Here is a 26,770-nt window from a genome sequence, read left to right as displayed (position 1 = left end):
AGCCAAAACTACAAGGTAAATCTCCCGATTGAAAGACTGGTGAATAATGCAAACGTAGAATTCGGTATCCTATTGACTAACTTAATTTTCAAATAATTCACCATGTCAACATATAGATGGGATAAAAAATATTGGCTTCTACTTCTGCCCCTGGTTTTTGCGGGTTTGTTAATACATATTAAATTCTGGCTAACGCCTCCCGATTCTTTAAAGGGGGATGATATTTACTTTATTTGGTTGGAAGGTAAAAGGATTGTTACTGGAGAAAATCCTTATGCTAGGGTTTTGTTAGGTGACATGAGGGTCAATGATAAATATGCAACTTATTTTCCACTTGCCTACCTTTTCTCTGCGCTGGTTCAAAAGCTTGGTTTCCGAGATTTTCGTGATTGGTTATATTTGTGGCGACCTATTTCTTTTGCCTTCCATATTGGTATTGTTGCCTTAACATTGAGATATTTCCAGATAAGAGGTTTATGGATACTTGGCTTTGTAGCCTCTACAATTCTCTTATTAGGTCGCTGGAGTATCTATATAGTACGTGTTCACCATCTGGAATTTGCGGCGATATTTTTTTTACTATTGTCTTTAGTCATTTTGAAAGAGAAAACTAAACTTTCTTTACTTATGTTTAGTATCTCTTTGGGAATTAAGCAGATTGCAATATTCCTGCTGCCTTTGTATCTCATCTACCTCTGGAAAAATGGAGCAGAAAATAAGCGGGCTAAAAATTTAGTTTGGGGATTTTTTATTATTTTAAGCATTCCTCTTTTGACATCATTACCTTTTCTGATTTGGAATGCTGAAGGCTTCTCCAAATCTATCTTGTTTTCTGCAACACGCTTAGAAAGTTTGCATATAGGGGATGCACCCTCTGTAGATGTTATTTTTTCTAAGAAATTCACCTGGATTGTAGGATTAAGAGCCAAGTTTCTCATGCTATTTCTGATGGGAATGCTTTACCTAAGTTTCCTGAAAGAAAAGGTGAGCATGTTTGTATCTTCCACAATAATTATGATGATATTTTTGTATTTTAATTCAGTACTATTCTTACAATATTTCTTATGGCCTCTATGTATCACTCCCTTTGCATTAGTTGAATTGATACCTTTAGATTCTAAGCAAAAGAAAGTCCTTTGTAGAGACGGCGACTTATCGCGTCTCTTGCCTTAACCGAACCGTATTGAGACCACTAGAGCAACAAGCGGGGTCAATCCTCGCCGGAACTTCCCCTTACCCCTTGTTGGCCCGTAAAATCATACGATTTGAGCCATCAATGTCTATATTTAATTAGAGATGCCTTAGAGGAAATTTATATGTTTGGACTAGGATGGCCAGAAATCGCTGTAATTACCATAGTCGCTATTCTAATTTTTGGCCCTAAAAAAATTCCCGAATTGGGTACTGCACTAGGCAAAACCCTACGAGGTTTTAAGGAGGAGATGAAAACCCCCAGTGATGAAACTAATTCAGAAGAAGAAAAACAATAGTCAATAGTCAAGAGTCAAGGCTGAAAAACTTTGAAATGCTGAACTTGAGACTCTTGACTGTTGACTACAGTAGTGTATTGACTACAGAAGAAGGTGCGATCCCATTTTGGGAATCAGCGATCGCTGTGCCAGTATTTTGTTGATGTGTCTCTTCTTTGGCTAAACCACGCAGCTTAATTAACTTAATAGCCCTAGTCACGCTTTCTGGTAGAATCACCACCAGGCTGTTATCAGGAGCCATGTCTAAGCCTTTATTAATCGCTTGGGTTTCATCCAAAATTGATTCATAGCGGCTATCAGGCTTCACTTGGGTAATGCCTTGAATAATCAATTGGGCGGCTGAACCCCGTAAACGTCCCCGTGTGTCATCGTCTTCTTTGACAATGATGTAGTCAAAAATTTGTGCTGCTAATTTGCCCAAAGTAACAAAATCTTCGTCGCGGCGATCGCCCGGGCCACCAATTACGCCAATCCGTTGTCCTGTAGTCCAGTTCCTTACAAAGGAACCTACAGCTTCATAACTAGCTGCGTTGTGAGCATAGTCTACTAAAGCGTGGTAGTTGCCTAAATTAAATAAATTCATTCGTCCCGGCGTTTGACTAACTGAAGCTCGGAAAGTCTTCAAACCAGAGCGAATCTGCTCAATTGTGACGTTTTGCACGAATGCTGCCAAACTTGCAGCTAAAGCGTTGGCAATCATAAACGGCGCACGTCCGCCCATTGTTAAAGGTATATTTTCTGCTCTTTCTATCCGATGTGTCCAATCACCTTTAACAATTGACAAATAGCCACTTTCATAAACTGCGGCTACTCCACCTTTTTGGATATGCTTTCGCACCAATTCTGAGTCTGGGTTCATGGTGAAGTAAGCAATATTAGCCTTGGTCTTTTCTGACATGGCGGCGACGCGATGATCATCAGCGTTAAGCACCGCATAACCATCAGGGAATACGGCTTCTGCTACTACACTCTTGAGGTTAGCTAATTGCTCAATAGTCTCTATATCGCCTATTCCTAAGTGGTCGGCGGCTACATTCAAGACTACTCCCACATTTGCTGCTTCAAAGCCCAATCCAGAGCGGAGAATGCCACCGCGAGCGGTTTCCAGTACAGCTACTTCCACTGTGGGATCTTGGAGAATGACGTGGGCACTTTGGGGGCCTGTGTTGTCGCCAGCTTCCACTAAGTAATCGCCGATATATGTTCCATCGGTTGTAGTATATCCGACTACTTTACCAGTCTGTTTATAAATATGTGCTAGTAGCCGGGTAGTAGTGGTTTTACCATTAGTACCAGTAACGCTGAGGATAGGAATTTGGCTAGATTGTTCGTTGGGGAACAGCATATCCATCACTGCACCAGCGACGTTGCGGGGAATACCCACGCTTGGGGCAACGTGCATCCGAAAGCCGGGAGCGGCGTTAACTTCAACAATTACGCCATCGACTTCCCGCAGGGGACGGCTAATATCTGTGGTGACGATATCGAGTCCGGCGATATCCAAACCGATAATCTTGACTACCCGTTGTGCCAACCACAGATTTTCTGGGTGAATTTCATCGGTACGATCTACGGCGCTACCACCTGTACTTAAGTTGGCTGTTGCCCTGAGATAACAAATAGTACCCTTGGGTGGAACGCTATTTAGGGTATAGCCTTGCCTTTCTAAGAGTTGGTAGCTGGTGCGATCTAGTTCAATTTTGGTCAGGACGTTATCATGTCCTTCACCGCGATTTGGATCGAGGTTTGTTTCCTCAATTAGTTCGGAGATGGTGGATCTGCCATTGCCAATAACGTGAGCTGGTACACGTTCGGCTACTGCGACTACTTTGCCATTTACCACCAATACTCTATGGTCACGCCCAACGTAATATCTTTCGACAATAATTGATCGAGAAACCTGTCTAGCAGCTTCGTAGCCGGCTTCCGCTTCTTCCCAAGTTCTGATGTCAATGGTGATCCCACGTCCATGATTGCCATCCAGGGGCTTGAGAACGATGGGATAGCCGCCAACGTATTCAATGGCTTGTTCTAAATCGTCTAAGAAGTTGATCACTGTACCTCTGGGTACTGGCGCACCGGCTGCCGCGAGGATGCGTTTAGTGGCTTCTTTGTCGCAAGCTAGTTCTACACCCAGAATGCTGGTGTTGTCTGTCATTGTGGCTTGCATCCGCTTCTGATTCACGCCATAGCCTAGCTGAATCAAAAAGCGGGCTTCTAGAGACATCCAGGGAATACCCCTTTTTTCTGCTTCTTTGATGATTGCTTCAGTGGAAGGGCCCAAGGAAGCATCACGGGTGAAGTCTTTCAGGTCTTGGATATCTTGCTCTAGTTCTGCCTTGGGATAACGGCCTCGATCGATGATACTCTGGCACAGCCGCACTGCGGCTCGTCCCGCGTAGCGTCCTGCTTCTTCATTCTGGTATTCAATTACTACTTGATAAATTCCGGGTGTGGCAGTTTCGCGGGTGCGACCAAAGCCGACGTGCATACCAGCTAATTCCTGGAGTTCTAAAGCTACATGTTCTACGATATGGCCGATCATCGTGCCTTCTTTGACTCGCATCAAAAAACCACCACGACAGCCAGGCGAACAATAATGACCCTCCAGACTCGGCAGCGCCTCAACTAGTCCTTCATAAAAGCCTGGGATTTCATTCGAGGGCGTCTCGGCAAGGGTTTCTAAATCGAGGCGCATGACGATCAGCTTGTGGCGTCGAATGCTCCAATAGTTTGGGCCGCGTAAGGTCTGGATCTTGAGGATTCTCATGGGAATAGGTAGATGGAGATTCGGAACCAAAATTCTAGTTTCTTACTGTAATTGACCGCTAAACTGTTCGTTGCAAACAGTTTTTTCTTTTTACATAGTATTCTCATCATTTTTCTACAACAAGAAATAAATGTGCGGTCAACCGATTTTGGATTTTAGATTTATGATTTGGGATTAAAAGAGACAATTAGGGTACTTAGCTCTGGTAATTTTAGATTTACGATAGCGTAGCGTCAACGAGTCATCGAGGGGTTTTTAGATTTTTTTTACCCACTTTCTGGCGGCATCTGCCGAAAAGCTCTCTTAATCTAAAATCCGTCTTGAAAAGTTTGCTCTGGAGGGAAACCCTCCTTACAACTTTTCGCAAAATCCAAAATCTAAAATTTGTGGTCAACTCAGTGTAACCTCAGATACTCTATCCCGTCAGCTGGAGATCCGGTGTACAGCAGGCAATACAGTGCGCTGGTACAGGTGGAAGCGATCGCCGTAGCTGAGGATATGGAGACGTAAATTATGTACGGTTAATGGTTCATTAGCACCAACATGGGGTTCGTTGGTGTGGGTGGCTTCAGTGGGATCGACAATGGTGACACTGCCTTTACCCATAACTTGTAACCAGCCATCACGTTCAAACACTGCACAAGTATCTTCGTCAATGCCAATACCCAAGCGATCGGGGTGAGCTGCGATCGCACTAATCAACCGCCCCATCCGATTCCGGTTGTGAAAATGTTGATCAACAATGACTTCAGGAATAAATCCTAAACCCGTTGCCATATCTACTAGGGAACGATTTGGCGACTCTCCACTCCCGCCGCCAGCAATCATGTGATGCCCCATCACTGCCGCTCCTGCACTGGTGCCTGCTAACGTCAGTTGCCCTGCCCTAACCCTCTGCCGAATAATTTCCATTGCTGGCGTATCTGCCAATACGCCACAGAGACGCAGCTGATCCCCTCCTGTCAAAAATACCCCACTACAGGCTTCTAAGGATGCTTTAATTTGAGAGGCTTCACACTGTTCGCGTTCGCGGATGTCTAAAATCTCTACCTTTTGGGCACCCATTTCTTCAAAAATGCGAATGTACCGACCACCAATGATGGCGGGTTCGCGAGAGGCAGATGGAATAATTGTAATATAAGCCTTACTAGCACCGGCACGTCCAAAAAAAGTTCGTAGGATTTCGCGCCCATGAACTTTGTCTTCTGCGCCTCCGATAACCAGAACGGCGGTTTTAGTTGCTTGGGGTGTCCTCATTTCTAGCGATTTAGCTTGTAATTGCGGCATTTTGTTTCTCCTGTCAACAACTTCAGGTGAATTTAACAAGGTGTTAGAAGCCTGGTGATTTTTGCGCTTTGCAACCTTTGAGAGGACACTTTTTGGAAGTTTTGGAACTGGGCAGCCACTCTCCAAATTTTCGCTTAACGCTCACGTTGCCTCAGTTTAAACGTGTTTGTTGCCATTCCTCAAAGCCAGGGCCTTGTTTTTCACCTGTCCACTTGCAGCAGGGCAAAATAGTCTTTTTGGGGCTAAATTCCCCTTCTGGGGCTGGGGACGAGCAGTTAAGACTACGCTTTTTCTGAGGCTGGATCGATACATCCTGGAAGTTGTTAACTTGATATGATTATTAATTTAAATGTACTTGTGACAACATTTAAACATAAATTAAGTAATTAGAAAAACTTTCGATCCCATCTAAAATCCAAGAGGTCTGGTAGTTTTAGATACTATTGATAAAGTTTAACTGGAGTTTGACTCGACCTTGGCTTGACGGTGTTTGCTAGACATCCAAATTTAAGATTAGTGTCCTCGAATACGAATAACTGTGCGCTTTGATATAGTTACACTTTTTCCTGACTGTTTTAACTCTGTTCTCAATTCTGGATTACTGGGTAAAGCCTTAGCTAAACAGATTGCCGAAGTGCATCTGGTTAATCCACGGGACTTTACCACTGATAAGCACCGGAAGGTCGATGATGAACCTTACGGCGGTGGCGTTGGGATGCTAATGAAGCCAGAACCGATTTTTAACGCCGTGGAGTCGCTGCCGATTCTGCCCCGAAGAGAAATAATTTTGATGAGTCCACAGGGTCAAACAATTAATCAACCTCTTTTGAAAGAATTGGTGACAAATTATGACCAGCTAGTAGTTATTTGTGGGCATTACGAAGGAGTCGATGAGCGAGTGCTGCATTTGGTAAATCGGGAAGTATCTCTAGGCGATTTTATTCTGACTGGCGGAGAAATTCCAGCAATGGCTTTGATTAATGGTGTAGTGCGACTAATACCAGGAACCGTGGCCAAAACCGAGTCCCTCACAGCAGAAAGTTTTGAGGAAGGGTTATTGGACTATCCCCAATATACTCGTCCTGCCAATTTTCGCGGTTTGAAAGTGCCTGATGTCTTACTCAGTGGGAATCATGCAGCGATCGCCAAGTGGCGTTACGAACAACAAATTCAAAAAACCCGCGATCGCCGCCCTGATCTTCTAGAGGAATGGAAGCAGGGGAGACAGGGAAGTAAGGGGAGCAGGGGAGCAGGGGGAGCAGGGGAGCAGGGGAAGCAGGGGGAGAATAATAATTCCTAACTCCTGACAAATGACAAATGACCAATAACAAATGACAAATGACAAAAATTCGTATTGGTAACGGCTACGATATCCATCGATTAGTGAGCGATCGCGCTTTGATTTTGGGTGGAATTCAAATTCCCCATGAACTGGGTTTATTAGGACACAGTGACGCTGATGTATTAACACACGCAATTATGGATGCCATGCTTGGGGCATTATCTTTGGGGGATATTGGTCATTATTTTCCGCCGAGCGATCCCAAATGGGCGGGAGCAGATAGTTTAGTACTATTAACTCAAGTACATCAACTGATTCGGGATCAAGGCTGGCAGGTAGGAAATATTGACTCGGTGATAGTAGCAGAACGTCCCAAATTAAAGCCGCATATTCACACTATGCGCGACAAACTAGCGACGATTTTAGAATTAGAACCAAATCAAATTGGCATCAAAGCTACCACTAACGAAAAATTAGGCCCCGTTGGACGTGAGGAAGGTATATCTGCTTATGCTGTTGTCTTGCTTTTGAAAGAATAAAAACTATGAAATATTCGACAATCTTTCACATAATTAAGCGTTTTTGCTTACCAATAATTCTGGCTTCGGCAACAGCAATTACAGTTACCGCGTGCAATCCATCTAACTTTAAAACCGCAGCTGCACAAGTTCCACAGTTAGTTGTTTCTACTACGAGTGACCCTAAAACCTTTAACTACGCCCTCATCCAAGAATCTCCCAATATTTCTGGTTTCACTTATGAAGCATTAGCGACTCAAAACGGAATAAATAAAGAAATTGAGCCAGCTTTGGCTGAATCTTGGGAAATTTCCCCAGACAAACTGCGGTTTGTCTTTACCTTGCGAGAAGGATTGAAGTGGTCGGATGGTAAGCCATTAACAGCCGATGATGTCGTTTTCTCTTTTAATGACATCTACATGAACAAGCGCATTCCCACTTATATCCAAGATGCTCTCCGCATTGGGAGCAGTAAGACTTTTCTGAAAGTCCGCAAAGTCGATGAACGCCGAGTAGAATTCATTCTGCCAGAACCGTTTGCTCCTTTCTTGCGATCGATTGCAGCAGGGGTAGGAATACTACCAGAACACGCCCTGCGTGCAGCAGTAGAAGCCAAAAACTCTGACGGTAAGCCTGTGTTTATGTCCACTTGGGGAACCGACACAGATCCGAAAAAAATTATTGTTAATGGCCCTTACGCGATCGAGAGTTATTCAACCAATCAACGCTTAACATTTCGGCGCAACCCTTACTACTGGCGCAAAAAAGATGCACAAGGAAAACAACTGCCATATATTGAGCGTGTAATTTGGCAAATTGTGGAATCGCCTGATACAGCTTTGCTGCAATTTCGTTCTGGAGGGTTAGATTTACTAGAAATTGGCCCTGGAAATTTTCAATTGCTCAAGCGTCAAGAAAAGCAGGGTAACTTTACTATTAAAAATGCTGGGCCTGACTCTGGAACAAGTTTTATAACTTTCAATCTTAACAAAGGTAGTCGCAATGGCAAACCTGTTGTAGATCCCATTAAGTCCCGCATTTTTAACAACGTTGCTTTTAGACAGGCTGTCGCCTACGCTATCGATCGCCAAACGATGATCAACAACACTTTGCGGGGATTGGGTGAACCACAAGACTCTCCAATTTCTGTTCCCAGTCCCTATTATTTCTCTTCCAAAGAAGGTTTAAAAACTTATGATTACAATCCAGAAAAAGCTAAACAAATTTTGTTGGGAGCAGGATTTAAATATGATGATAAAGGTCAACTGTTAGACGCGGATGGTAATCGAGTCCGCTTCACAATGATGGGTGTTGCTGGTAATAGACCAACAATTACACCGAAAATCCAACAGGATCTCGGCAAGATAGGCATTAAAGTTGATTTACAATTTCTTGACTTCAGTATTATTGGAGAAAAAATTTCTAACACCCTAGATTGGGAATGTTGGTATGGAGCTATTACTGGTGGTATTGAGCCACAAGATGGTTTCAATGTCTGGTCTGTAGAAGGTAACTTTCATGTATTTAATCAAAAAGCTCAAGCCGGACAATCCCCAACGGTAGGTTGGAAAGCTACCGATTGGGAACAGAAAATTGAAGACCTCTACATCCAAGGAGCAAGGGAGTTCGATGAAACAAAACGCAAGGCTATTTATGCAGAAACCCAACAACTCTCACAAGAGTATCTGCCTTTTATTCACCTATTCAATTCCCTCGCTTTAGTAGCCGTGCGTAATACTATTGAGAATGTAAAATACTCAGCGATAGGAAGTTACAATTGGAATATTTATGAACTTAAAGTAGTAGAAACTAAAAAAACTAGCTAATTTTTATGTTTTATTAAGACTAAACTTCATCATATCAAATTCGCTTAAAGACTTATAAGACCTGTAGGTTCAATTGATGAACTATTTGTGCATTAAAAGTATGAAACTTTTTAGTAAGATATTTCTGGTAATTAAACGTTTTTGGTTGCCAATAATTCTGACTTCAGTAACAGCACTTACACTTATCGCTTGCAACCCCACTAACTTCAAAAGTGTAGCTGCTCAAGTGCCGCAATTGGTAAGTGCCATTCTCAGCGACCCTAAAACTTTTAATTATCCTCTCAGTCAGGAGGTTCCGAATGTTTTTTCTTTGATTTATGAAGGATTAACTACAGAAAACCCCATAAGTGGCAAAATCGAGCCTTCTTTAGCGGAATCATGGGAAATTTCTGATGACAAATTGCGGTTTGTTTTTACCCTACGCCAGGGATTGAAATGGTCTGATGGGCAGCCTTTAACAGCAGATGATGTAGTATTTACCTTCAACGAAATTTATCTTAACGAAGCGATTCCCGCAGATGCTAGAGATGTGCTACGGATTGGTGAAAGTCGGGCATTGCCAAAGGTACGAAAAATTGATGCTCAACGAATTGAATTTACGACTCCAGAACCATTTGCACCGTTTTTAGGAGCTTTAGGACTGCCAATTTTACCTGCCCATACTCTAGAACCATTTGTCAAGACAAAAGACCAAGAGGGTAAGCCAATATTTTTGTCAAAATGGGGCGTTGATACTCCTCCAGATCAAATTATTGTTAATGGCCCTTACAAGTTAGAGCGCTACGATACAAGTCAGCGTGTAGTATTTAGGCGCAACCCCTACTATTGGCGCAAAGGGCCCAAAGGAGAGTCCCAACCTTATATTGAACGGATTGTGTGGGAAATTGTGGAATCAACAGATACCTCATTACTGCAATTTCGTTCTGGCGGGTTAGATACTGTGGGAGTCTCACCAGATTATTTTTCTTTGCTAAAGGTGCAAGAAGAACAGGGGAATTTCAAAATTTTCAATGGTGGCCCAGCAACAGGTACGACGTTTGTTTTCTTTAATTTAAATAAAGGTAAAAGGGATGGAAAACCCCTGGTTGATCCAATAAAATCGCGTTGGTTTAATACTGTAGAATTTCGACAGGCAGTAGCCTATGCGATTGACCGACAAACAATGATTAACAATACTTTTCGTGGTTTGGGTAAACCACAAAATTCACCCATTTCCGTGCAAAGCCCTTATTATCTGTCGCCTGAACAAGGACTAAAAGTTTATAACTACAATACAGAAAAGGCGAAAGAACTGTTACTAAAAGCAGGATTCAAATATAACGACAACAACCAATTAATAGATGCTCAAGGAAACCGTGTCCGCTTCTCATTGCTCACCAATGCTGGTAACAAAATCCGCGAAGCAATTGGATCGCAGATAAAACAAGACCTGAGTAAAATTGGTATTCAAGTTGATTTCACACCTCTGGCATGGAATACTTACACAGATAAGCTGTCAAACTCATTAGATTGGGAAGTTTCTATGCTGGGTTTGACTGGTGGTTTAGAACCAAATGATGGGGCTAATGTCTGGTCGCCCGAAGGTGGATTGCACATGTTTAATCAGAAACCCCAAGCAGGACAAAAACCGATTCAAGGTTGGGAAGTGGCTCCTTGGGAAGCAGAAATTGCTAAGTTATACATTCAAGGGGCAAGGGAATTAGACACAACCAAGCGAAAAGAAATTTATGCAGAAACCCAGCGAATTACTCAAGAGAATTTACCCTTTATTTACTTAGTTAACGCTTTGTCAATGTCAGCAGTGCGTAATCGCTTTGAAGGTATTCAATACTCTGCACTGGGTGGTGCATTCTGGAACATTCATGAAATAAAAGTAACGGATTAATCATTAGTTATTAGTCAGTGGTTAGTGGCAAGAATAAAGGAAAAAGGACTAATGACAGATGAAAAAACCTTGCGATCGCTACTTGTTGCGGTTGCCAATGGTAAAGTTACCCCAGATACGGCATTAGACTCACTCAAAGACTTAACTTATGAATCTGTAGGTGAGTTTGCCAAAATTGACCATCATCGCCAGCTAAGAACTGGTTTCCCAGAGGTGATTTGGGGCCCCGGCAAGACTCCCGATCAAATTGCTCAAATTATCGAGGTAATACGCCTCCGCAACCCGGTGGTGATGGCAACCCGCATTGAACCAGCAGTTTATACCGCATTGCAATCAAAAGTTAGCGGTTTGCGATATTACGAATCGGCGCGAATTTGTGCGATCGCTCCTCCTAACATCGAACCACAATTTGCGGGTGAAATTGCCATTCTTTCTGCTGGTACTGCCGATTTAGCCGTTGCTGAAGAAGCAGCTGTAACTGCGGAACTTTCTGGTTTCCGGGTAAAGCGTCTCTGGGATGTTGGCGTTGCCGGAATTCACCGTTTATTAAGTAACCGCCACCTGATTGAGTCAGCATCGGTGTTGATTGTCGTGGCAGGGATGGAAGGCGCTTTACCCAGCGTTGTCGCTGGTTTAGCGAGTTGTCCTGTAATTGCCGTACCCACCAGCATCGGTTATGGCGCAAGTTTTGGCGGGTTAGCACCTTTATTGACAATGCTTAACTCTTGTGCGGCGGGAGTAGGTGTAGTAAATATCGATAATGGTTTTGGTGCAGCAGTATTGGCGGGGCAAATTTTGCGAACTGCCGAGAAATTGCGGTTGGCATCGGCTGGATCTTGAGTTAAGACTTTAAAGTTACACCCAATATTTCAGTACGTTATCAGTAATTTATCTGAAAAATAAACTGATCTGAAATTTGCCACCCCCAATCTTTTAATCACCAAATATGAGCTATTACAGCGATTTGATATCTCGGTTATATTGGCATTTGCCTGCAAATTTGACAGCACTACTAGCACAAACAATTACCGATCCAGACTTGATGGGCCAAATTGAAAAATCTTGGCGTCACTTTATACAAACAGGTCAAGTGTGGGCATTGTTGATTGGTTTAGTCATTGGCTATATGATTCGGAATTTAACTAGCTACGGTTAAATTTAAAAGTTAGGAGTTGAAAGTGAGGAGTGAGAAGTTAAGAGTCAGAAACTCATAACTCCTCACTCTTAACTCTTAACTCTCCCCAACTCTCTTGATATTTATGACCAAAGAACAAACTTGGAGCCAGAGGTTTGAATCAGCGTTGCATCCAGCGATCGCTCGTTTTAATGCCAGTATAGGTTTTGATATTGAATTAATAGAATACGATCTGACTGGTTCTCAAGCCCATGCCAAAATGCTAGCTCACACGGGCATTATCTCCTCAGAAGAAGGTGAGCAACTGGTTGCAGGTTTAGAAGAAATTCGCCAAGAGTACCGCCAAGGTAGATTTCAGCCTGGTGTTGATGCAGAAGATGTACATTTTGCAGTTGAAAAACGACTGACAGAAATTGTCGGCGATGTGGGTAAAAAACTGCATACGGCGCGATCGCGTAATGACCAAGTTGGTACTGATACTAGACTCTACCTCCGCGACCAAATCCAGCAAATCAAAAGTGAATTGCGAGAATTCCAAGGTGTTCTACTGGATATAGCTGAAAAGCACGTTGAAACTTTGATCCCAGGCTATACCCATCTCCAACGCGCTCAACCTGTGAGTTTAGCTCACCACTTCTTGGCATACTTTCAAATGGCACAACGCGACTGGGAACGCTTAGGAGATGTTTCTCGCCGCGTCAATATCTCACCTTTGGGGTGTGGTGCTTTAGCGGGAACTACTTTCCCTATTGATCGCCACTACACAGCCAAACTATTAGATTTTGACGATATTTATGCTAACAGCCTCGATGGAGTCAGCGATCGCGATTTTGCGATCGAATTCTTGTGTGCTGCTAGCTTGATTATGGTTCACCTCAGCCGCCTTGCAGAAGAAGTTATTCTTTGGTCATCTGAAGAATTTCGTTTTGTCACCCTCAAAGATAGCTGTGCTACAGGTTCCAGCATCATGCCTCAAAAGAAAAACCCCGACGTACCAGAACTCGTGCGGGGGAAAACAGGGCGTGTATTTGGTCATCTCCAGGCAATGCTGGTGATTATGAAAGGGCTACCTCTGGCATATAACAAAGACCTGCAAGAAGATAAAGAAGGTCTATTTGATAGCGTTAACACAGTCAAAGCATCTCTAGAAGCAATGACGATTTTGCTCAGAGAAGGCTTAGAATTTCGTACCCAGCGTCTAGCAGAAGCCGTAACCGAAGATTTTTCTAATGCTACCGATGTAGCAGATTACCTTGCAGCACGGGGCGTTCCTTTCCGGGAAGCTTATAACCTTGTCGGTAAGGTGGTCAAAACTAGTATTGCCGCAGGTAAACTCCTGAAAGATTTGGAATTGGAAGAGTGGCAACAACTACATCCGGCATTTGCAGCAGATATTTATGAGGCGATATCCCCCCGTCAAGTTGTGGCAGCCCGCAACAGTCACGGTGGTACTGGCTTTGTACAGGTTAGCAAAGCACTCATAGCTGCTCGCGCTCAAATCGATCAATAAGGGAATGGGGAATGGGGAATGGGGAATGGGGAATTATTGAATAAGCCTCCTCTCTCTTCCTTGTTTCTTCTTCATTCCCAATTCCCAATACAGTTCAGATAAGACCAAAACACTTGTAGAGACGGCGATTTATCGCGTCTCAAAACCCACGATTTTGTACAAGTAGTGCTTTGAACCGTATTGCCCAATGCCCAAAAATAAATAAGGGCGCACATTTGTACGCCCTAAACAATAAATAATCTATATAAAAAGGATTTAAGCAGACAGCTTAGTCAGTGTCAGCTGCTGTTGCTGCGCCTTCTTCTTCTTCACTCTTGGGTGGTCTTTGTTGGAACCTTCTCTGCATTCTTCCTGTCGTAGTTCGTTTACGAAACTTTCTGGCATACGCCTGGTTCCGTAGCGCCTTTTCTTTTTTCGGGTTACGGCGCTTGGCCATGTTCACCTCATTAAATAAACAACAAAAGAGTAGCAACTAGGCATCACGTAGGCAATATTAGCTACCAATGTTATTGATATACTTGTAGCCTAGTGCAGCAATCAATACGCTTTAAACAGTGTACTAGTCTACCGCGTTTTACCTTGTTTTGTCAATAACAATTTAGAATTATCCCCACTAGCTAGACAAAAAATACATTTTCTTAGATGCAAATACATCAAAAATATGTAAATTAGCTAACTAGTTGTTCTTGCAACAAAGCCTTTCATTGATGGTTTTAGGAAACTTTTTCAAGCTTCTTATCAGTTAATTTAGATGGCTTATTACGTTTGAGTGCTGAAGGGACACCAATAGTAGCAAGGGCAAATAAGCTAAGGATAGAGGTGGGTTCAGGTACGGTGATTATGCTTGCAGAAAAACTGATGAGTAACTCACTATCTTCCGTCCCCAAATTTTCAAAACCTGGTGTCAGTGGTGGAACAGAAAAAACTTCTAAATAACTTGGCGTTGGCAAAAAACTAGCGAAAAACGGACTAGAATAGTTTCCCCCCGATGTAGAATAACCAAAACCATCACCTGTTAACTGCTGAGTATTAAGACTAATTAAATTGTCAACATTAAAAGGTTCGTTTCCTGGTATTGGAGTTCCTACAGGTTGCAGACCAGTAATTGTTTCACCATTTCGTGTACCAGTAATTCCTAAAATCTGATAAAAACCCAAATCGTCAGGGGTGTTATCAGTGGTAAAAGTACCAATCGCCTCTATATCATTACCAGAATAATTCCAATTCCAAGTTAAAGCAGAGGCGGTTTGCATTGTACCGAAAACCAATCCAGATGTGGTGGTGAGGGCTATGGCAGATAGTAGAGCTAGATTTTTCATTGGGTTATTTGTGCGATCGCTTTTTGCACACCAAAGGCGATCGCGGTTTTTGTAAAGGATTTTCGTATATTAAGCTGAATTAGCAAGAATTTGGTGGCAATCTCCAATACCACTTAATTGCCTGTTCAGAATTCAGAATTTAGACATACTTATTGAGATTAATTTTTTGAAAGTGCCTTGAGAAAATATTAATGATAGCTGGTTTGAGCAAAGCTAATGTTATTTATAAACTAAAAAGTTTTCTAACTTAACAAATGATATGTATATGTAAATACAGTGCTTCTATTGAAAGTTAATGTTAAGATTAATGATATTCTACGTAAATCGTGAGAATAAAATCTCAAACCACAAACAGTTTTGTATAAAACAAAACTCGACGAAATTTTATGAGTTGAGTTTATGTAAGTGGTAGAGAAATATAGAATACAACATATCAATTTTGAAGATTGAACGTTATTGCTTTTTTTCCGGCAGCTGTGCAGTCCACACGTAGCTTATGGCGTATTGGACAAACAGTATTGGGTATTATATTTCGTCATCCCATTACTGGTACTAGTATCATCCCAATTTTACCTGATGGTCGGATAGTACTGATCCGACGGCGTGATGATGGTCTTTGGGCATTGCCTGGAGGCATGGTGGATTGGGGAGAAGATATTCCCAATACAGTCCGCCGGGAATTGATTGAAGAAACGGGGCTAGAATTGGTGAAAATCAACCGTTTGGTAGGAGTTTACTCTGCACCAGACCGCGATCCCAGAATCCATTCAATTTGTATTGCGGTTGAAGCCGAGGTGCATGGGACAATGGAGATTCAAGATACTTTGGAAGTCATGGAAATCCAAGCTTTTTCTCCGAATTTGCTACCTTCAGGACAGATGTCTCACGACCATACTAGGCAGTTGCAAGACTACTTAAATGGCTTGACAACACTGGCATAACAATATTTTGTTATTAGTCATTTGTCATTGGTCATTGGTCCTTTGTCCTTTGTCATTTGCCGCCAAAGTTCTGATTTAAGGAAGCTTCTTTACGAGACGCTACGCTAACGCCTCAGACTTAATTTGCTCAAAACTAATGACAAATAACTAGTGACAAATGACTAATGACAAATGACTATTTATTATGGTGCTAAAAATTAACTACTAAATTAAAATGAATACACTATTCCGTAACTCCCGGATAAAGCTCTCTCAAGGGCTTGTATTCTGGCGTGAAGTCGGTGAAAAAACTCCTATAATTTTTTTACATGGTGCTTGGAATGAAAGCAGTCAATGGTTATCTGTGATGGAGTCCCTTGCACAAGATTTCCATTGCTTTGCACCTGATTTGTTAGGGTTTGGTGAGTCAGAGAATCCTAATATCCACCATTCGATAGATTTGCAAGTAGAGTGTTTAGCTGAATTTCTGCAAGCTGTCAAACTAGAAAAAGTATATTTAGTAGGACATTCTCTTGGGGGTTGGATTGCTGCTAGTTATGCTTTAAAGTATCCTGAGAAAATCGATGGTTTGGTACTGCTTGCACCAGAGGGCGTAGAGATAGCAGGACAGGAAGAGTATTGCCGGAAGATGCGGCGATTATTGAATTATCCACCACTAGTAGTTAAATTGTTGCGATCGCTAACTCCCTTAACTAAAATCCTGGGTTGGCATGAGAAAATTGCCCAAGACTTGCAGTTGCGTCAGTCGCTATTGCCTTATCCCAGAGGTTGCCAGTTACTTTTCAAACGGCGACAGATAGAAATTGAAGCGGAATTAGTGCAAAAGCGGCTTTATATGATAGATGTGCCGGTTTTTATTTTACAAGGTGGCCAAGATACACCAGATGCTTTAGCCAAGAGTCGGGTTTATGCTCAACTGATGCCAAAAGTTGAGTTGAAAATGATTTCCCATGCCGGAAATGATTTACCGGAATCTTGTTCTGGGGTTGTAGCACTTGAGATTCGGGAGTTTATTAAAGGAAATTAGTAATTACAGATATCCATAAAAGAAGGTTTATTTATATTCATTAAATCAACGCCAGGGTCAATATAATCGCTAGCTCTTAAAATCGAAATTTTCATTTTTTGGTGCTGCGAAATATTTAATTGGCTCAGTTGCCTTAATCACCCATTACTATTTCCTGCATTCCCCAAAAAATCAAATTGGGTTCTACAAGCAAACGTGCTGTAATTTCAGGATATAAAACTTGTAGATAGTTTAGTAATAAAGTGTGATCGCCCCCTTTAATCACAATTTTGCCATCAGGAAATAATTGCAACCATGTCCCAATAAATTCTTTAATTCCAGCTAATATTGTATAAACTACTCCACTCTGAATAGCCTCTATAGTGTTGATGGCAAAACGTGGTGGTAGAGATGGAAAATTTTGCATTTCCACTAATGGTAATTGTCCTGTTTGTTGACCGAGAGTTGCAAATTGTAAGCCCAACCCTGGCAAAATTGCACCTCCAACTAGACACTGATTAGCATCCGCAGCCGTAAAAGTTAGCGCTGTCCCAGCATCAATCACCAACATTGGAAAACCCCAAATTTTTCCAGCCCCCCACAAAGCTAAAGCGCGGTCAATTCCTAGTGTGGAATAAACACCTTTTAGTGGTACTTGGTTTAATGTAATAACATGAGTATTTGGGTAAGTTTGCCAAATAGCAGTTTGACTGGGAACTACGGAAGCGATTAAGAGAGGGCAGAGGGGGTGAGTGTTTGTTAGAGATTTAAATTCGGGAAAAATTTTCTCTAGTAAATCATTCAGGGTTTGACATTCAGCCAACTGTTGTATAACAGACTCAGGAAGATAGTCAGTATCCCACGCTGAATAAAGCGTCTCGTCAATAAACAACGCCCAATGTAGCCGAGAGTTCCCAATTTCCAACGCTAGCCAAATTTCCTCTCTGTGCCTCTGCGGTTTCACACTTTTAACTTTTTTAAGTCAGCCATAGATTTTTTAATAAAAATTAACATTCATCACGTGTCACAATAAAAGAAGAGGAACAAATACTCATTGTGTTAAGGAGGGAGTTATGGTAGCGCTCACCGAAAAAACTGAAAAACGGCTCACCATACAGCAGGTGGAAATCGCTCAAGAGACGACGGCAATTCGCTCTTTAGACTGGGATCGCGATCGCTTCGATATTGAGTTTGGTTTGCAAAACGGTACTACTTATAACTCGTTTCTCATCCGTGGGGAGCAGACTGCTTTAGTTGATACCTCCCACGAAAAGTTTCGTAAACTATATTTTGATACGCTCACCGGACTAATCAACCCAACAGATATTGATTATTTGATTATCAGCCATACTGAGCCAGACCATAGCGGTTTGGTTAAAGACTTGTTGCAAATGGCTCCAGAAATTACCGTTGTCGGTTCTAAGGTGGCGATTCAGTTTCTTGAGGATTTTGTACATCAGCCATTCAAGCGGCGGATTGTGAAAAATGGCGATCGCTTAGATTTGGGCAATGGTCATGAATTTGAATTTGTGATTGCTCCAAATTTACATTGGCCGGATACCATTTTCAGCTTCGATCACAAAACCAAAACTCTCTACACCTGCGATGCTTTTGGACTGCATTATTGCTCAGATAGCACCTTTGATGAAGACTTGGCAGCGATCGAAGAAGACTTTCACTACTACTACGATTGCTTGATGGGGCCAAATGCGCGGTCGGTTTTGTCTGCCCTGAAGCGGATGGGGGAACTTAAAACCATCGATATGATTGCCACAGGACACGGCCCATTATTATCTCACAATGTTGAGGAACTAGTTGGACGTTACCGCAGTTGGAGTCAAACCCAAGCCAAGCCAGAAACGGTAATTGGAATATTTTATGTTTCCGAATATGGATATAGCGATCGCCTCGCCCAAGCAATTGCCAACGGTATCGGTAAAACCGGTGTCGCCGTGGAAATTGTCGATTTGGGATCTGAAGTCGATTTACAAGAACTGCGGGAACTAGTTAGCCGTTGTGCAGGGCTAATTGTTGGTCTACCTCCGGCTTCTGGTGCTGCGAGCATCCAATCTGCACTCAGCACAGTTTTAGGATCTGCCAAAGAAAAGCAAGCTATCGGTGTGTTTGAAACTGGCGGTGGCGATGATGAGCCGATAGATCCTTTGCTGAGTAAATTCCGCAATTTGGGTTTGACAACAGTTTTTCCAGCAATTCGGATTAAACAAACGCCTACAGAAAATACCTACAAGCTTTGTGAAGAAGCGGGTACAGACTTAGCTCAATGGGTAACACGCGATCGCAGCATCAAAGCGATGAAATCTCTTGGCGCTGACTTAGATAAAGCACTGGGTAGACTCAGTGGCGGACTGTATATTATTACTGCCAAAAAAGGTGATGTATCCAGTGCCATGCTAGCCTCGTGGGTTGCTCAAGCCAGCTTCAAACCCTTGGGATTTTCCATTGCAGTCGCCAAAGATCGGGCGATTGAATCACTCATGCAAGTAGGCGATCGCTTTGTTCTCAACATTTTAGAAGAAGGCAATTTCCAACCACTCATGAAACACTTTTTGAAACGGTTCGCCCCTGGTGCAGATCGCTTTGAAGGAGTAAGAACCCAGCCAGCCGAAAATGGTGCCCCCATCCTCAACGATGCCCTCGCCTACATGGAGTGCGAAGTCGTCAGTAGAATGGATTGCGGCGACCATTGGGCAGTATACAGCACCGTCTACGCCGGACGAGTTTCTAAACCCGATGCTTTAACTGCTGTGCATCACCGCAAAGTCGGAAATCACTATTAAAGAAGGTACTGGGGACTAGGGATTGGGAATTAGGTATCAGGAATTAGATATTGAAGATTGAATATTAAGTATTGAGAATAACTTTCCCAGTCCCCAGTCCCCAATCCTCAGTCCCCAATCCCCAATCCCCTATTCCCCAATAAAGCCATGTCAAAAAATAAACCTCGTGATGTTCAAGTTTATCCAATAGCTACAGATACAAGAATACTGCGATCGCGCAGTTGGTCAAGGCTCAGATTTGAAATTGAATATGCCCTTGCCAAGGGTACAACTGCTAATTCTTATTTAATTGAAAGCGATAAAAATGCCATCATTGACCCTCCGGGGGAAACGTTTACAGAAATTTATTTAGAAGCCTTACAGCAGCGTTTCCATCTCGAAGATTTAGATTATGTAATTTTGGGACACGTCAACCCTAACCGGGCTGCAACTTTAAAAGCTTTGTTAGCAATTGCTCCACAAATCACCTTTGTTTGTTCTAATCCCGGAGCGATAAATTTACGTGCAGCACTGGAAAATCCAGATTTGCAAATTCTGGTTATGCGGGGCGAAGAAACCCTAGATTTGGGTAACGGGCATAATTTACAATTTATTCCCACCCCGAACCCTCGCTATGCAGATCAACTCTGCACCTACGATCCGCAAACAGAAATTCTCTACACAGATAAGTTATTTGGGGCGCACGTTTGTGGAGATCAGGTATTTGATGAAGGCTGGGAAGTATATAACGAAGATCGGCGCTATTATTTTGATTGCCTCATGGCTCCCCACGCCCGTCAAGTAGAAACAGCGCTGGAAAAACTAGCCGATTTTCCCGTGAGAATGTATGCCACTGGACACGGGCCTTTGGTACGCTATGGCTTAATCGACCTGACCAAATCTTATCGAGAATGGAGTCAACAGCAAACATCTGCTGACTTGACAGTGGCGTTAATATATGCGTCAGCTTATGGAAATACAGCAACATTAGCTCAAGCGATCGCTCGTGGCATCACCAAAGCCGGTGTCGCTGTAGAATCAATTAACTGCGAATTTACTGAACCAGAAGAAATTCGGGCGGCTGTAGAAAAAGCTGGTGGTTTCATCATGGGTTCTCCAACTCTCGGCGGTCATGCACCAACACCTGTGCAAACAGCTTTAGGAATTGTGCTATCCACCGCGACTAACAACAAACTCGCTGGTGTTTTTGGTTCCTTTGGCTGGAGTGGGGAAGCAGTTGATTTAATTGAAGGGAAATTAAAAGATGCTGGTTATCGGTTTGGTTTTGACACCATCCGCGTGAAATTTAAACCCGACGATGCCACCTTACAATTGTGTGAAGAAGCCGGAACCGACTTTGCCCAAGCACTGAAGAAAGCTAGAAAAGTGCGATCGCCAAGTCAACCTGCTACTACTGTAGAACAAGCAGTTGGGCGTATAGTGGGTTCTCTGTGCGTTTTGACTGCCAAAGAAGGCGATCGCTCTAGTGCCATGTTAGCCTCTTGGGTAGCTCAAGCTAGCTTTAATCCGCCTGGTTTAACCATAGCCGTCGCTAAAGAACGGGCAGTAGAAACACTGACCCATACAGGAAATAAATTTGTCCTCAATATTCTTAAAGAAGGGAATCATTTGGGGTTGATGAAGCATTTCCTCAAACCCTTTGGCCCAGGACAAGACCGATTTGCCGATGTTGCCGCCCAAGAAGCTGAAAACGGTTCTCCCATACTTACAGATGCCTTGGCATATCTGGAATGTTCTGTACAAAACCGGATGGAATCTGGCGACCATTGGCTAGTTTATGCCACTGTCGAGAATGGCAAATTGTTAGATAATGATGGCATCACAGCCGTGCATCATCGCAAGTCGGCAACTCATTATTAATCAACTTTGCATAGCTAATCGGATACGATCTAGTCATGTAGTTCGAGTGGGATCAATCAAAAGCAGCCGCAAATTTGAAGAAGCACGGTGTCAGCTTTGAAGAAGCCAAAACTGTCTTTGGCAATTCTCTGGCAGTGATCTTTGATGATGAAGCGCACTCTATAGATGAGCAGCGAGAAATCATTATTGGTCACTCTCAACAAAATCTCTTGCTGTTGATTTGTTTCACTGAGCGTTCTAATACTATCCGTATCATCAGCGCCCGTCTAGCTACTCGAAAAGAACGTGAAGATTATGAACGAAACACCTTTTGAACAATCGCAAAATTCTGACGACGAGCTTCAGGCTGAGTATCGCTTCGATTATCAAAAAGCAAAGCCTAATCGCTTCGCTGCCCGTAGTGGAACGCAACAATTAACAGTTGTGGTCTTAGATGAAGATGTGGCTCAGGTTTTCACCACACCAGAATCGGTCAATAAAATGTTAAGGGCGTTGATTGAGTCGATGCCACAAGCTGCAAACGGCGAGACAGCCTGATAATCTCGTTGTATCGCAAGCCGTCTTATTATGATAATCCAACGCTCTCTGTTAGAAATTATTACTATGACTTTACGTGAACTTGAAGATCAAGCGCTGAGATTATCTGCCGAGGATCGTTGGCAGTTAATCAATACATTAGTGCGATCGCTCCAACCAAAACTTCAGCCAACTTCAAAGCCGAAGGGTTTAGCTGCGAGTTTAATCGGTATTGCCAGGACTAACACATTGCCACCTACAGATGAAGAAGTGAAAGCAATGCTAGATGAGCGGTTGGTGCAAAAGTATTTGTAATGCGAGTTTTATTTGATACGAACGTTCTGCTAGATGCTTTGCTAGCGCGTGAACTTTTTGTGGCGGATGCTGCTTTTTTGCTGGAGACGGTTGAATCGGGTCAAATTGAAGGGTTCATGTCGGCAACAACGGTTACGGATGTGCATTATTTAGTTGGACGACAGACCAAGAGTGCTGAAGTTGCGATTGCCGCAGTAACTCAATTGTTGGCATTGATGGAAATTTGTGCGGTGGATCGCGGGGTACTGGAACAGTCGATCGCATTGGGGTTGACTGATTTTGAAGATGCGGTGCAGGTAGCATCTGCGATGAAGTTGGGGTTGGAGGCGATCGTTACTCGTGATGTAAATGGATTCACAGGTTCGCCGATTCCAGTACTCTCACCTAAAGATATGAGAAATCGGTTGATGTAGCAGAATGACTGAAAAGTTCTTAATTGAGTCAATGCCACAAACCGCAAACGGTGAGCCAGCCTGATAACCTGGTTTTATTGGGCGATCGCAAGCCGTCTCATCAAAGGTATAATTAACTCCAGCAATAGGTTAGGTTTCACTTCTTTCAATCCAACCTAAGCAGGTTAAGGTTTTTATGGCTAACTGAACCGGAATAAAAAAGGCTCAAGCATTTCTGCCTGAGCCTTTTCTAGATTAAACTAAATGGTTTTCGCCTGAGTTTAGTAGCGACCACCGCCACCACCACGGTTGTAGCCACCGCCACCACCGCCACGATTACCACCGAAAGAACCACCGCCACCTCTGTCTTCTCTGGGCTTGGCCTTATTCACTTTAAGGTCACGACCCATCCATTCAGCACCATCAAGGGATTCAATGGCTTTGGTTTCTTCGTCTTCTGAACTCATTTCCACGAAAGCAAAACCGCGTAAACGGCCTGTTTCACGGTCAGTAGGTAGCTGAACGCGCTTTACAGAACCATATTCTGCAAAAACAGTACTCAGCGCATCTTGTGTAACTTCATAGGAGAGGTTACCAACGTAAATTGACATTAAATGTCTCCAAAATCATAAGTTTGTAGAGATTTAGATTTCGGAGAGAAGTCTGTAATACCAAAAGGGAAAAGCCTGTCAATACTAAAAACAAACACTGTCGCCGAATTAATTCTCATTTCACTTCCCATTTTTACATGGCGACCAACTTTCTGGGGGAAAGTTTAAAAAACTGTTATAAAAAGTTATATTGCAAGTTGAGAGCTAGGTGCTAGGTAGTTCCAAAACGGGTGAGACTATAGCCAGCCGCACCCGATAAAAAAAGGGGAAAGGGGAAAGGGGAAAGGGATGATGATTGTCGCGCCACTTGCGGGCGAAGTTTTTACCTTCCTCATAAAATTTGGATTATTTCGCCCACAAGGGGTGATGTTTTTACCTTATCCCCCTTTCCTTTCAAGGGTAGGTATTTTGTATTTGGTCATTTTTTGCCTATTTCAGCCGATGCTTAAATCCTGAAACGACCAAACTACGTTAAACAATTGAGAATTTTCTCAACTATTTTTGAGATTCTAAAAAACCTACCCTTGTGAGCTTCCCCTTTCCCCTTTCCCCCTTCCCCTTCTTGATAAACTAACTATCTATTCTATTTTCTAAATATTGACCAATCATCAACTGTTCACCAGCACGAGAGATAATAGTCTGTCTGGTGCGGTATTTACTGCCAATTAGCTTTAACTCTTCTTCAAACACTGAACCGTTGTATTCAGTTCGCAAACACAGTGTTTTCGGGTTGGAGAAATAATACTGGGCGGTGACTGGTTTAGATATGGCAAAACCGCGATCGCGATACAAAGTACTTCCCATCACTCCAAATATTGTTGAACCTTGCGATTCTTTCTTTGTCGTCAGCACATCCGTACTTTCCCAGACAACTGCTGCACCACAGATTAAACTCTTTGTATCAGGCAAATCGTGCATCTGAGCTAGGTTTTGCAATTCATCACAGCCCTGCTCTAAAAAATTGATCGTAACGATACTCTCGATCTCCTTAGTTTCTCCCTTCGGTAGGGTGTAGTAGCGTCGTTGCGATCGCCATTTACCTGTTGATTCCTGGAAAAATTCGGAAATCTGGGATTCATCAGTGGTTTGTGCAGTTTTAAACAGAGATGTCACGCCTTACTTTCCTCATCTAATACAAATATATTTCTGGTAAAAAAGTTCATTCTTACCTGTTGTTGCTATGCTACTTGTCGCCCTATTTCTTGCCATATTACGCAAGGGGGTAAGAAGAAATAGTGTTTTCTATCACATTATAGACACGATTAAGCAATAAATCTTTAATATTCTTAATAAAATAGTAAATACCTGTAACACCTGCTAGTTATAGTAGAATAAATTGAGTAGGTAAAAACAAGGGTAATTATTGTAATACTGCCCAAACTATGATATTCAGCAAAAAAGCTTCATATCTTTGGAAAAAGCCAGCTTTCTCCTCTGGGTAGATTCCAGAAAAATGACAAATATTTATACTAAAGTTTATAATTTGTTAACTGCAAGAAGATTATCTACCTCTGCGTAAGAAGTAGAACGGTGAGAAGTTTTGGACTTTTGTGGGAAAACAGTAGTTTTTGAATCAAAAATTACTGTCATACAGCTTATTCTTAATTCTCGCCGTTTTTTGTTAATGATATCTCTCAAAATTACTTGGTAAAACACGGCTGTTTAACCCCAAAAGCTCCCCAATAGGAGAAAAACAGATGATTTTGGAAAAAAATAAGCCGCACAAACAGGTGAAAAGAAAAGATCCCGTAGTCGCTAACCAACTAATAATTATCCAGTTAGATTCAGTTGTGAAAACTGAGGTGGCGACCGCAGATTTCAAAAGTAGACTTCTTGCAAACAGTACTTGTGCAACAGGTGGCAAAGCGAAAGGGGAAAATTCCTTTTTTTCCTCCACTTCTGTAAGAAGTTTATTAATTTTCTGTTTGGTAGCTATAGGATTGATGACGGCGAGTTGCGGTTCGTCGCCCAAAGAATCAGCAGATGCACAATCTCAGAGTCCTGGTAATAGGGAACGTAGTCGGGTAACACCTGTAGATGTGGCGATCGCTCGAACTGACTTGCTCCAAAAACAACCAGAATATACGGGTAATACAACACCCTTCCGCATCGTATCACTGCGATCGCAGGTAGAAGCCCGCTTGTTGGCTTTGAACCTTGATGTGGGCGATAGAGTTAAACTTGGGCAAAACGTTGGGCAGTTAGATGATGCCATACTTTCGACTGAATTAAAGCAAGCAGAAGCAGAACTAGCAGCCCTGAAATCAGAAGTAGCCAGGGCAAACAATCAGGTAAGCAATGCCCGTGCTGACGTTGAACGGGCACGGCTAGAAGTGGTACAAGCTCAGGCAGATTCAGAACGGCAACAGAGGTTGTTTAAAGCCGGAGCGATCGCTGAACAAACTGCCCAACAAGCACGTACCCAGTCCAAAACAGCAGCCCAGGCACTGCGGGCAGCCCAAGAGCAAGTCCGTACAGAACAGCAAGCCGTTGCAGCTGCCCAAGGTAGAGTTCTGGCCCAGCAGGCATTGGTTGCCCAAACTAAAGAACGCAGGTCTTACGCTCGGCTGACATCACCCATCACTGGCATAGTTACAGAAAAGGTGACAGAACCAGGCAATCTTCTGCAAGCAGGTAATGAAGTCGTAAAAATTGGCGATTTTAACCGTGTCAAAGTCGTTGTGCAAGTTTCCGAATTAGAACTGGCACAAATTCAGGTTGGACAGTCTGTACAAGTGCGCTTAGATGCCTTTCCCAACGAAATATTAATTGGGAGAGTTACGCGGATTTCTCCTGCTGCGGATGCTACTGCTCGCTTAATACCTGTAGAGGTAGTGATTCCCAACGCTCAAGGCAAGATTGGCAGTGGACTGCTGGCACGAGTCAACTTTGAAAACCAGACTCAACAGCGCGTAGTTGTACCGCAAACAGCTATTCAGAAACAACCAGGGAGCAACAACTCTAAGGGTACAGGGGAGATACAAACAAATGTACGGCAGGACTCTTCCCCACCTAACACATCTGGTATAGCAGAGGCAAAATCACAAGATCGAAGTGGGACAATATTTGTCGTCAAAGACACAGAAGGTAAAACGAAGGTAACAACACGAGCCGTAATGTTTGGAAAAAAGGCTGATGGGAGAGTGGAAATTTTATCCGGTTTGCAAGCTGGAGAGCGCTATGTTGTTCGTAGTGGTAAGCCGTTAAAAGAAGGTGACACTGTAAGTCTTTCAATTCTTTCAGAAAAGCAATAGTAGGGTGAGCAATAGCCACCATACGAGCAAAAAAAGCACTCAGTAACCAGACCTT

The 26,770-nt window shown here is 42.8% G+C and carries 24 protein-coding genes and 1 pseudogene; 18 read left to right on the top strand and 7 right to left on the bottom strand.

What is annotated here, in order from left to right:
• The first annotated feature begins 102 nt into the window (after positions 1-102).
• The gene (locus H6G86_RS13220; protein WP_190934713.1) at positions 103-1,173 is read left to right on the top strand and encodes a putative hexosyltransferase; all 1,071 of its coding nucleotides are present in this window, start codon (positions 103-105) and stop codon (positions 1,171-1,173) included.
• A gap of 143 nt (positions 1,174-1,316) precedes the next feature.
• A complete protein-coding gene (locus tag H6G86_RS13215; protein ID WP_012412063.1) occupies positions 1,317-1,490 on the top strand; it encodes a twin-arginine translocase TatA/TatE family subunit in 174 nt (57 codons plus the stop codon).
• A gap of 64 nt (positions 1,491-1,554) precedes the next feature.
• Here H6G86_RS13215 and cphA read toward each other — a convergent pair whose 3' ends face one another.
• Together cphA and H6G86_RS13205 are read right to left on the bottom strand one after the other, a co-directional pair.
• On the bottom strand, positions 1,555-4,260 hold the full coding sequence (cphA, locus tag H6G86_RS13210; RefSeq protein WP_190934755.1) for a cyanophycin synthetase: 2,706 nt from the start codon (positions 4,258-4,260) through the stop codon (positions 1,555-1,557).
• Positions 4,261-4,683: 423 nt separating this feature from the next.
• Complete coding sequence (locus H6G86_RS13205; protein ID WP_012412065.1) at positions 4,684-5,547, bottom strand: cyanophycinase; 864 nt, start codon at positions 5,545-5,547, stop codon at positions 4,684-4,686.
• A gap of 538 nt (positions 5,548-6,085) precedes the next feature.
• Here H6G86_RS13205 and trmD point away from each other — a divergent pair.
• The 7 genes from trmD to argH all read left to right on the top strand — a co-directional run bounded on the left by trmD (position 6,086) and on the right by argH (position 13,703).
• Complete coding sequence (gene trmD / locus H6G86_RS13200) at positions 6,086-6,847, top strand: tRNA (guanosine(37)-N1)-methyltransferase TrmD (RefSeq protein WP_190934712.1); 762 nt, start codon at positions 6,086-6,088, stop codon at positions 6,845-6,847.
• A 38-nt stretch (positions 6,848-6,885) separates the two neighbouring features.
• Positions 6,886-7,368, top strand: a complete 483-nt coding sequence (gene ispF / locus H6G86_RS13195) for a 2-C-methyl-D-erythritol 2,4-cyclodiphosphate synthase (RefSeq protein WP_190934711.1) — start codon at positions 6,886-6,888, stop codon at positions 7,366-7,368.
• Between the two features lie 5 nt (positions 7,369-7,373).
• Positions 7,374-9,173 carry an ABC transporter substrate-binding protein gene (locus H6G86_RS13190; protein ID WP_190934710.1) on the top strand — a complete coding sequence of 600 codons (1,800 nt, stop codon included), beginning with the start codon at positions 7,374-7,376 and terminating at the stop codon, positions 9,171-9,173.
• A gap of 100 nt (positions 9,174-9,273) precedes the next feature.
• Positions 9,274-11,058, top strand: a complete 1,785-nt coding sequence (locus tag H6G86_RS13185) for an ABC transporter substrate-binding protein (RefSeq protein ID WP_190934709.1) — start codon at positions 9,274-9,276, stop codon at positions 11,056-11,058.
• A gap of 51 nt (positions 11,059-11,109) precedes the next feature.
• On the top strand, positions 11,110-11,898 hold the full coding sequence (larB, locus tag H6G86_RS13180; RefSeq protein WP_190934708.1) for a nickel pincer cofactor biosynthesis protein LarB: 789 nt from the start codon (positions 11,110-11,112) through the stop codon (positions 11,896-11,898).
• A 106-nt stretch (positions 11,899-12,004) separates the two neighbouring features.
• Positions 12,005-12,214 carry a hypothetical protein gene (locus H6G86_RS13175; RefSeq protein ID WP_190934707.1) on the top strand — a complete coding sequence of 70 codons (210 nt, stop codon included), beginning with the start codon at positions 12,005-12,007 and terminating at the stop codon, positions 12,212-12,214.
• A 103-nt stretch (positions 12,215-12,317) separates the two neighbouring features.
• Entirely contained in the window at positions 12,318-13,703 is a 1,386-nt protein-coding gene (gene argH / locus H6G86_RS13170; protein ID WP_190934706.1) for an argininosuccinate lyase, read from the top strand.
• Positions 13,704-13,971: 268 nt separating this feature from the next.
• Here the strand turns inward: argH and H6G86_RS13165 are convergent, their stop codons facing one another.
• The gene (locus H6G86_RS13165; protein WP_012412073.1) at positions 13,972-14,139 is read right to left on the bottom strand and encodes an Asl3888 family RNA-binding protein; all 168 of its coding nucleotides are present in this window, start codon (positions 14,137-14,139) and stop codon (positions 13,972-13,974) included.
• Positions 14,140-14,416: 277 nt separating this feature from the next.
• Entirely contained in the window at positions 14,417-15,022 is a 606-nt protein-coding gene (locus H6G86_RS13160; RefSeq protein ID WP_190934705.1) for a PEP-CTERM sorting domain-containing protein, read from the bottom strand.
• Between the two features lie 446 nt (positions 15,023-15,468).
• Between H6G86_RS13160 and H6G86_RS13155 the strand changes: the two genes are divergently transcribed.
• Both H6G86_RS13155 and H6G86_RS13150 read left to right on the top strand, forming a co-directional pair.
• Positions 15,469-15,963, top strand: a complete 495-nt coding sequence (locus tag H6G86_RS13155; RefSeq protein ID WP_114084487.1) for an NUDIX hydrolase — start codon at positions 15,469-15,471, stop codon at positions 15,961-15,963.
• Positions 15,964-16,177: 214 nt separating this feature from the next.
• On the top strand, positions 16,178-16,990 hold the full coding sequence (locus tag H6G86_RS13150; RefSeq protein ID WP_190934704.1) for an alpha/beta fold hydrolase: 813 nt from the start codon (positions 16,178-16,180) through the stop codon (positions 16,988-16,990).
• A gap of 133 nt (positions 16,991-17,123) precedes the next feature.
• On the opposite strand, the gene H6G86_RS13145 is transcribed toward H6G86_RS13150, so the two are convergent.
• Positions 17,124-17,933: a pantothenate kinase gene (locus tag H6G86_RS13145; protein WP_190934703.1), complete on the bottom strand. Its 810-nt coding sequence runs from the start codon at positions 17,931-17,933 to the stop codon at positions 17,124-17,126.
• Between the two features lie 109 nt (positions 17,934-18,042).
• Here H6G86_RS13145 and H6G86_RS13140 point away from each other — a divergent pair, with 109 nt between their 5' ends.
• The 6 genes and pseudogenes from H6G86_RS13140 (at position 18,043) to H6G86_RS13115 (ending at position 22,871) form a co-directional block, all read left to right on the top strand.
• Complete coding sequence (locus H6G86_RS13140) at positions 18,043-19,767, top strand: diflavin flavoprotein (protein ID WP_190934702.1); 1,725 nt, start codon at positions 18,043-18,045, stop codon at positions 19,765-19,767.
• A 147-nt stretch (positions 19,768-19,914) separates the two neighbouring features.
• Positions 19,915-21,627, top strand: a complete 1,713-nt coding sequence (locus H6G86_RS13135) for a diflavin flavoprotein (RefSeq protein WP_190934701.1) — start codon at positions 19,915-19,917, stop codon at positions 21,625-21,627.
• Between the two features lie 59 nt (positions 21,628-21,686).
• A pseudogene (locus H6G86_RS13130) lies at positions 21,687-21,941 on the top strand (BrnT family toxin); the annotation flags it as partial.
• A complete protein-coding gene (locus tag H6G86_RS13125) occupies positions 21,922-22,164 on the top strand; it encodes a hypothetical protein (RefSeq protein WP_190934700.1) in 243 nt (80 codons plus the stop codon). The pseudogene H6G86_RS13130 and the gene H6G86_RS13125, both read left to right, overlap by 20 nt.
• A 66-nt stretch (positions 22,165-22,230) precedes the next feature.
• Positions 22,231-22,458: a hypothetical protein gene (locus tag H6G86_RS13120; protein WP_190934699.1), complete on the top strand. Its 228-nt coding sequence runs from the start codon at positions 22,231-22,233 to the stop codon at positions 22,456-22,458.
• Positions 22,458-22,871: a PIN domain-containing protein gene (locus H6G86_RS13115; RefSeq protein WP_190934698.1), complete on the top strand. Its 414-nt coding sequence runs from the start codon at positions 22,458-22,460 to the stop codon at positions 22,869-22,871. The genes H6G86_RS13120 and H6G86_RS13115 overlap by 1 nt, the downstream gene beginning before the upstream one ends.
• Positions 22,872-23,131: 260 nt before the next feature.
• On the opposite strand, the gene rbp is transcribed toward H6G86_RS13115, so the two are convergent.
• Positions 23,132-23,461: an RNA-binding regulator gene (gene rbp, locus H6G86_RS13110; protein ID WP_012412081.1), complete on the bottom strand. Its 330-nt coding sequence runs from the start codon at positions 23,459-23,461 to the stop codon at positions 23,132-23,134.
• Positions 23,462-24,031: 570 nt separating this feature from the next.
• Positions 24,032-24,574, bottom strand: coding sequence for a phycobiliprotein lyase (locus H6G86_RS13105; protein ID WP_190934697.1), 543 nt, complete (start codon positions 24,572-24,574; stop codon positions 24,032-24,034).
• 584 nt (positions 24,575-25,158) lie between these two features.
• On the opposite strand from H6G86_RS13105, the gene H6G86_RS13100 reads away from it, so the two are divergent.
• Positions 25,159-26,715, top strand: a complete 1,557-nt coding sequence (locus H6G86_RS13100) for an efflux RND transporter periplasmic adaptor subunit (protein ID WP_190934696.1) — start codon at positions 25,159-25,161, stop codon at positions 26,713-26,715.
• Positions 26,716-26,770: the final 55 nt, after the last annotated feature.

The organism is Nostoc sp. FACHB-133, assembly GCF_014698055.1.
Taxonomy (GTDB): domain Bacteria; phylum Cyanobacteriota; class Cyanobacteriia; order Cyanobacteriales; family Nostocaceae; genus Nostoc.
Note: the sequence above shows the minus strand (reverse complement) of the source record. Positions and strands in the feature narration are given on the sequence as shown.

Bases quoted from the DNA above. Each gene is read 5' to 3' on its own strand.
- argH (WP_190934706.1), top strand. From the start codon at position 12,318: ATGACCAAAGAACAAACTTGGAGCCAGAGGTTTGAATCAGCGTTGCAT.
- H6G86_RS13185 (WP_190934709.1), top strand. From the start codon at position 9,274: ATGAAACTTTTTAGTAAGATATTTCTGGTAATTAAACGTTTTTGGTTG.
- H6G86_RS13165 (WP_012412073.1), bottom strand. From the start codon at position 14,139: ATGGCCAAGCGCCGTAACCCGAAAAAAGAAAAGGCGCTACGGAACCAG.
- larB (WP_190934708.1), top strand. From the start codon at position 11,110: ATGACAGATGAAAAAACCTTGCGATCGCTACTTGTTGCGGTTGCCAAT.
- ispF (WP_190934711.1), top strand. From the start codon at position 6,886: ATGACAAAAATTCGTATTGGTAACGGCTACGATATCCATCGATTAGTG.
- H6G86_RS13125 (WP_190934700.1), top strand. From the start codon at position 21,922: ATGAACGAAACACCTTTTGAACAATCGCAAAATTCTGACGACGAGCTT.
- H6G86_RS13115 (WP_190934698.1), top strand. From the start codon at position 22,458: ATGCGAGTTTTATTTGATACGAACGTTCTGCTAGATGCTTTGCTAGCG.
- rbp (WP_012412081.1), bottom strand. From the start codon at position 23,461: ATGTCAATTTACGTTGGTAACCTCTCCTATGAAGTTACACAAGATGCG.
- cphA (WP_190934755.1), bottom strand. From the start codon at position 4,260: ATGAGAATCCTCAAGATCCAGACCTTACGCGGCCCAAACTATTGGAGC.
- H6G86_RS13175 (WP_190934707.1), top strand. From the start codon at position 12,005: ATGAGCTATTACAGCGATTTGATATCTCGGTTATATTGGCATTTGCCT.
- H6G86_RS13220 (WP_190934713.1), top strand. From the start codon at position 103: ATGTCAACATATAGATGGGATAAAAAATATTGGCTTCTACTTCTGCCC.
- H6G86_RS13120 (WP_190934699.1), top strand. From the start codon at position 22,231: ATGACTTTACGTGAACTTGAAGATCAAGCGCTGAGATTATCTGCCGAG.
- H6G86_RS13100 (WP_190934696.1), top strand. From the start codon at position 25,159: ATGATTTTGGAAAAAAATAAGCCGCACAAACAGGTGAAAAGAAAAGAT.
- H6G86_RS13190 (WP_190934710.1), top strand. From the start codon at position 7,374: ATGAAATATTCGACAATCTTTCACATAATTAAGCGTTTTTGCTTACCA.
- H6G86_RS13150 (WP_190934704.1), top strand. From the start codon at position 16,178: ATGAATACACTATTCCGTAACTCCCGGATAAAGCTCTCTCAAGGGCTT.
- H6G86_RS13215 (WP_012412063.1), top strand. From the start codon at position 1,317: ATGTTTGGACTAGGATGGCCAGAAATCGCTGTAATTACCATAGTCGCT.
- H6G86_RS13140 (WP_190934702.1), top strand. From the start codon at position 18,043: ATGGTAGCGCTCACCGAAAAAACTGAAAAACGGCTCACCATACAGCAG.
- H6G86_RS13205 (WP_012412065.1), bottom strand. From the start codon at position 5,547: ATGCCGCAATTACAAGCTAAATCGCTAGAAATGAGGACACCCCAAGCA.
- H6G86_RS13160 (WP_190934705.1), bottom strand. From the start codon at position 15,022: ATGAAAAATCTAGCTCTACTATCTGCCATAGCCCTCACCACCACATCT.
- H6G86_RS13135 (WP_190934701.1), top strand. From the start codon at position 19,915: ATGTCAAAAAATAAACCTCGTGATGTTCAAGTTTATCCAATAGCTACA.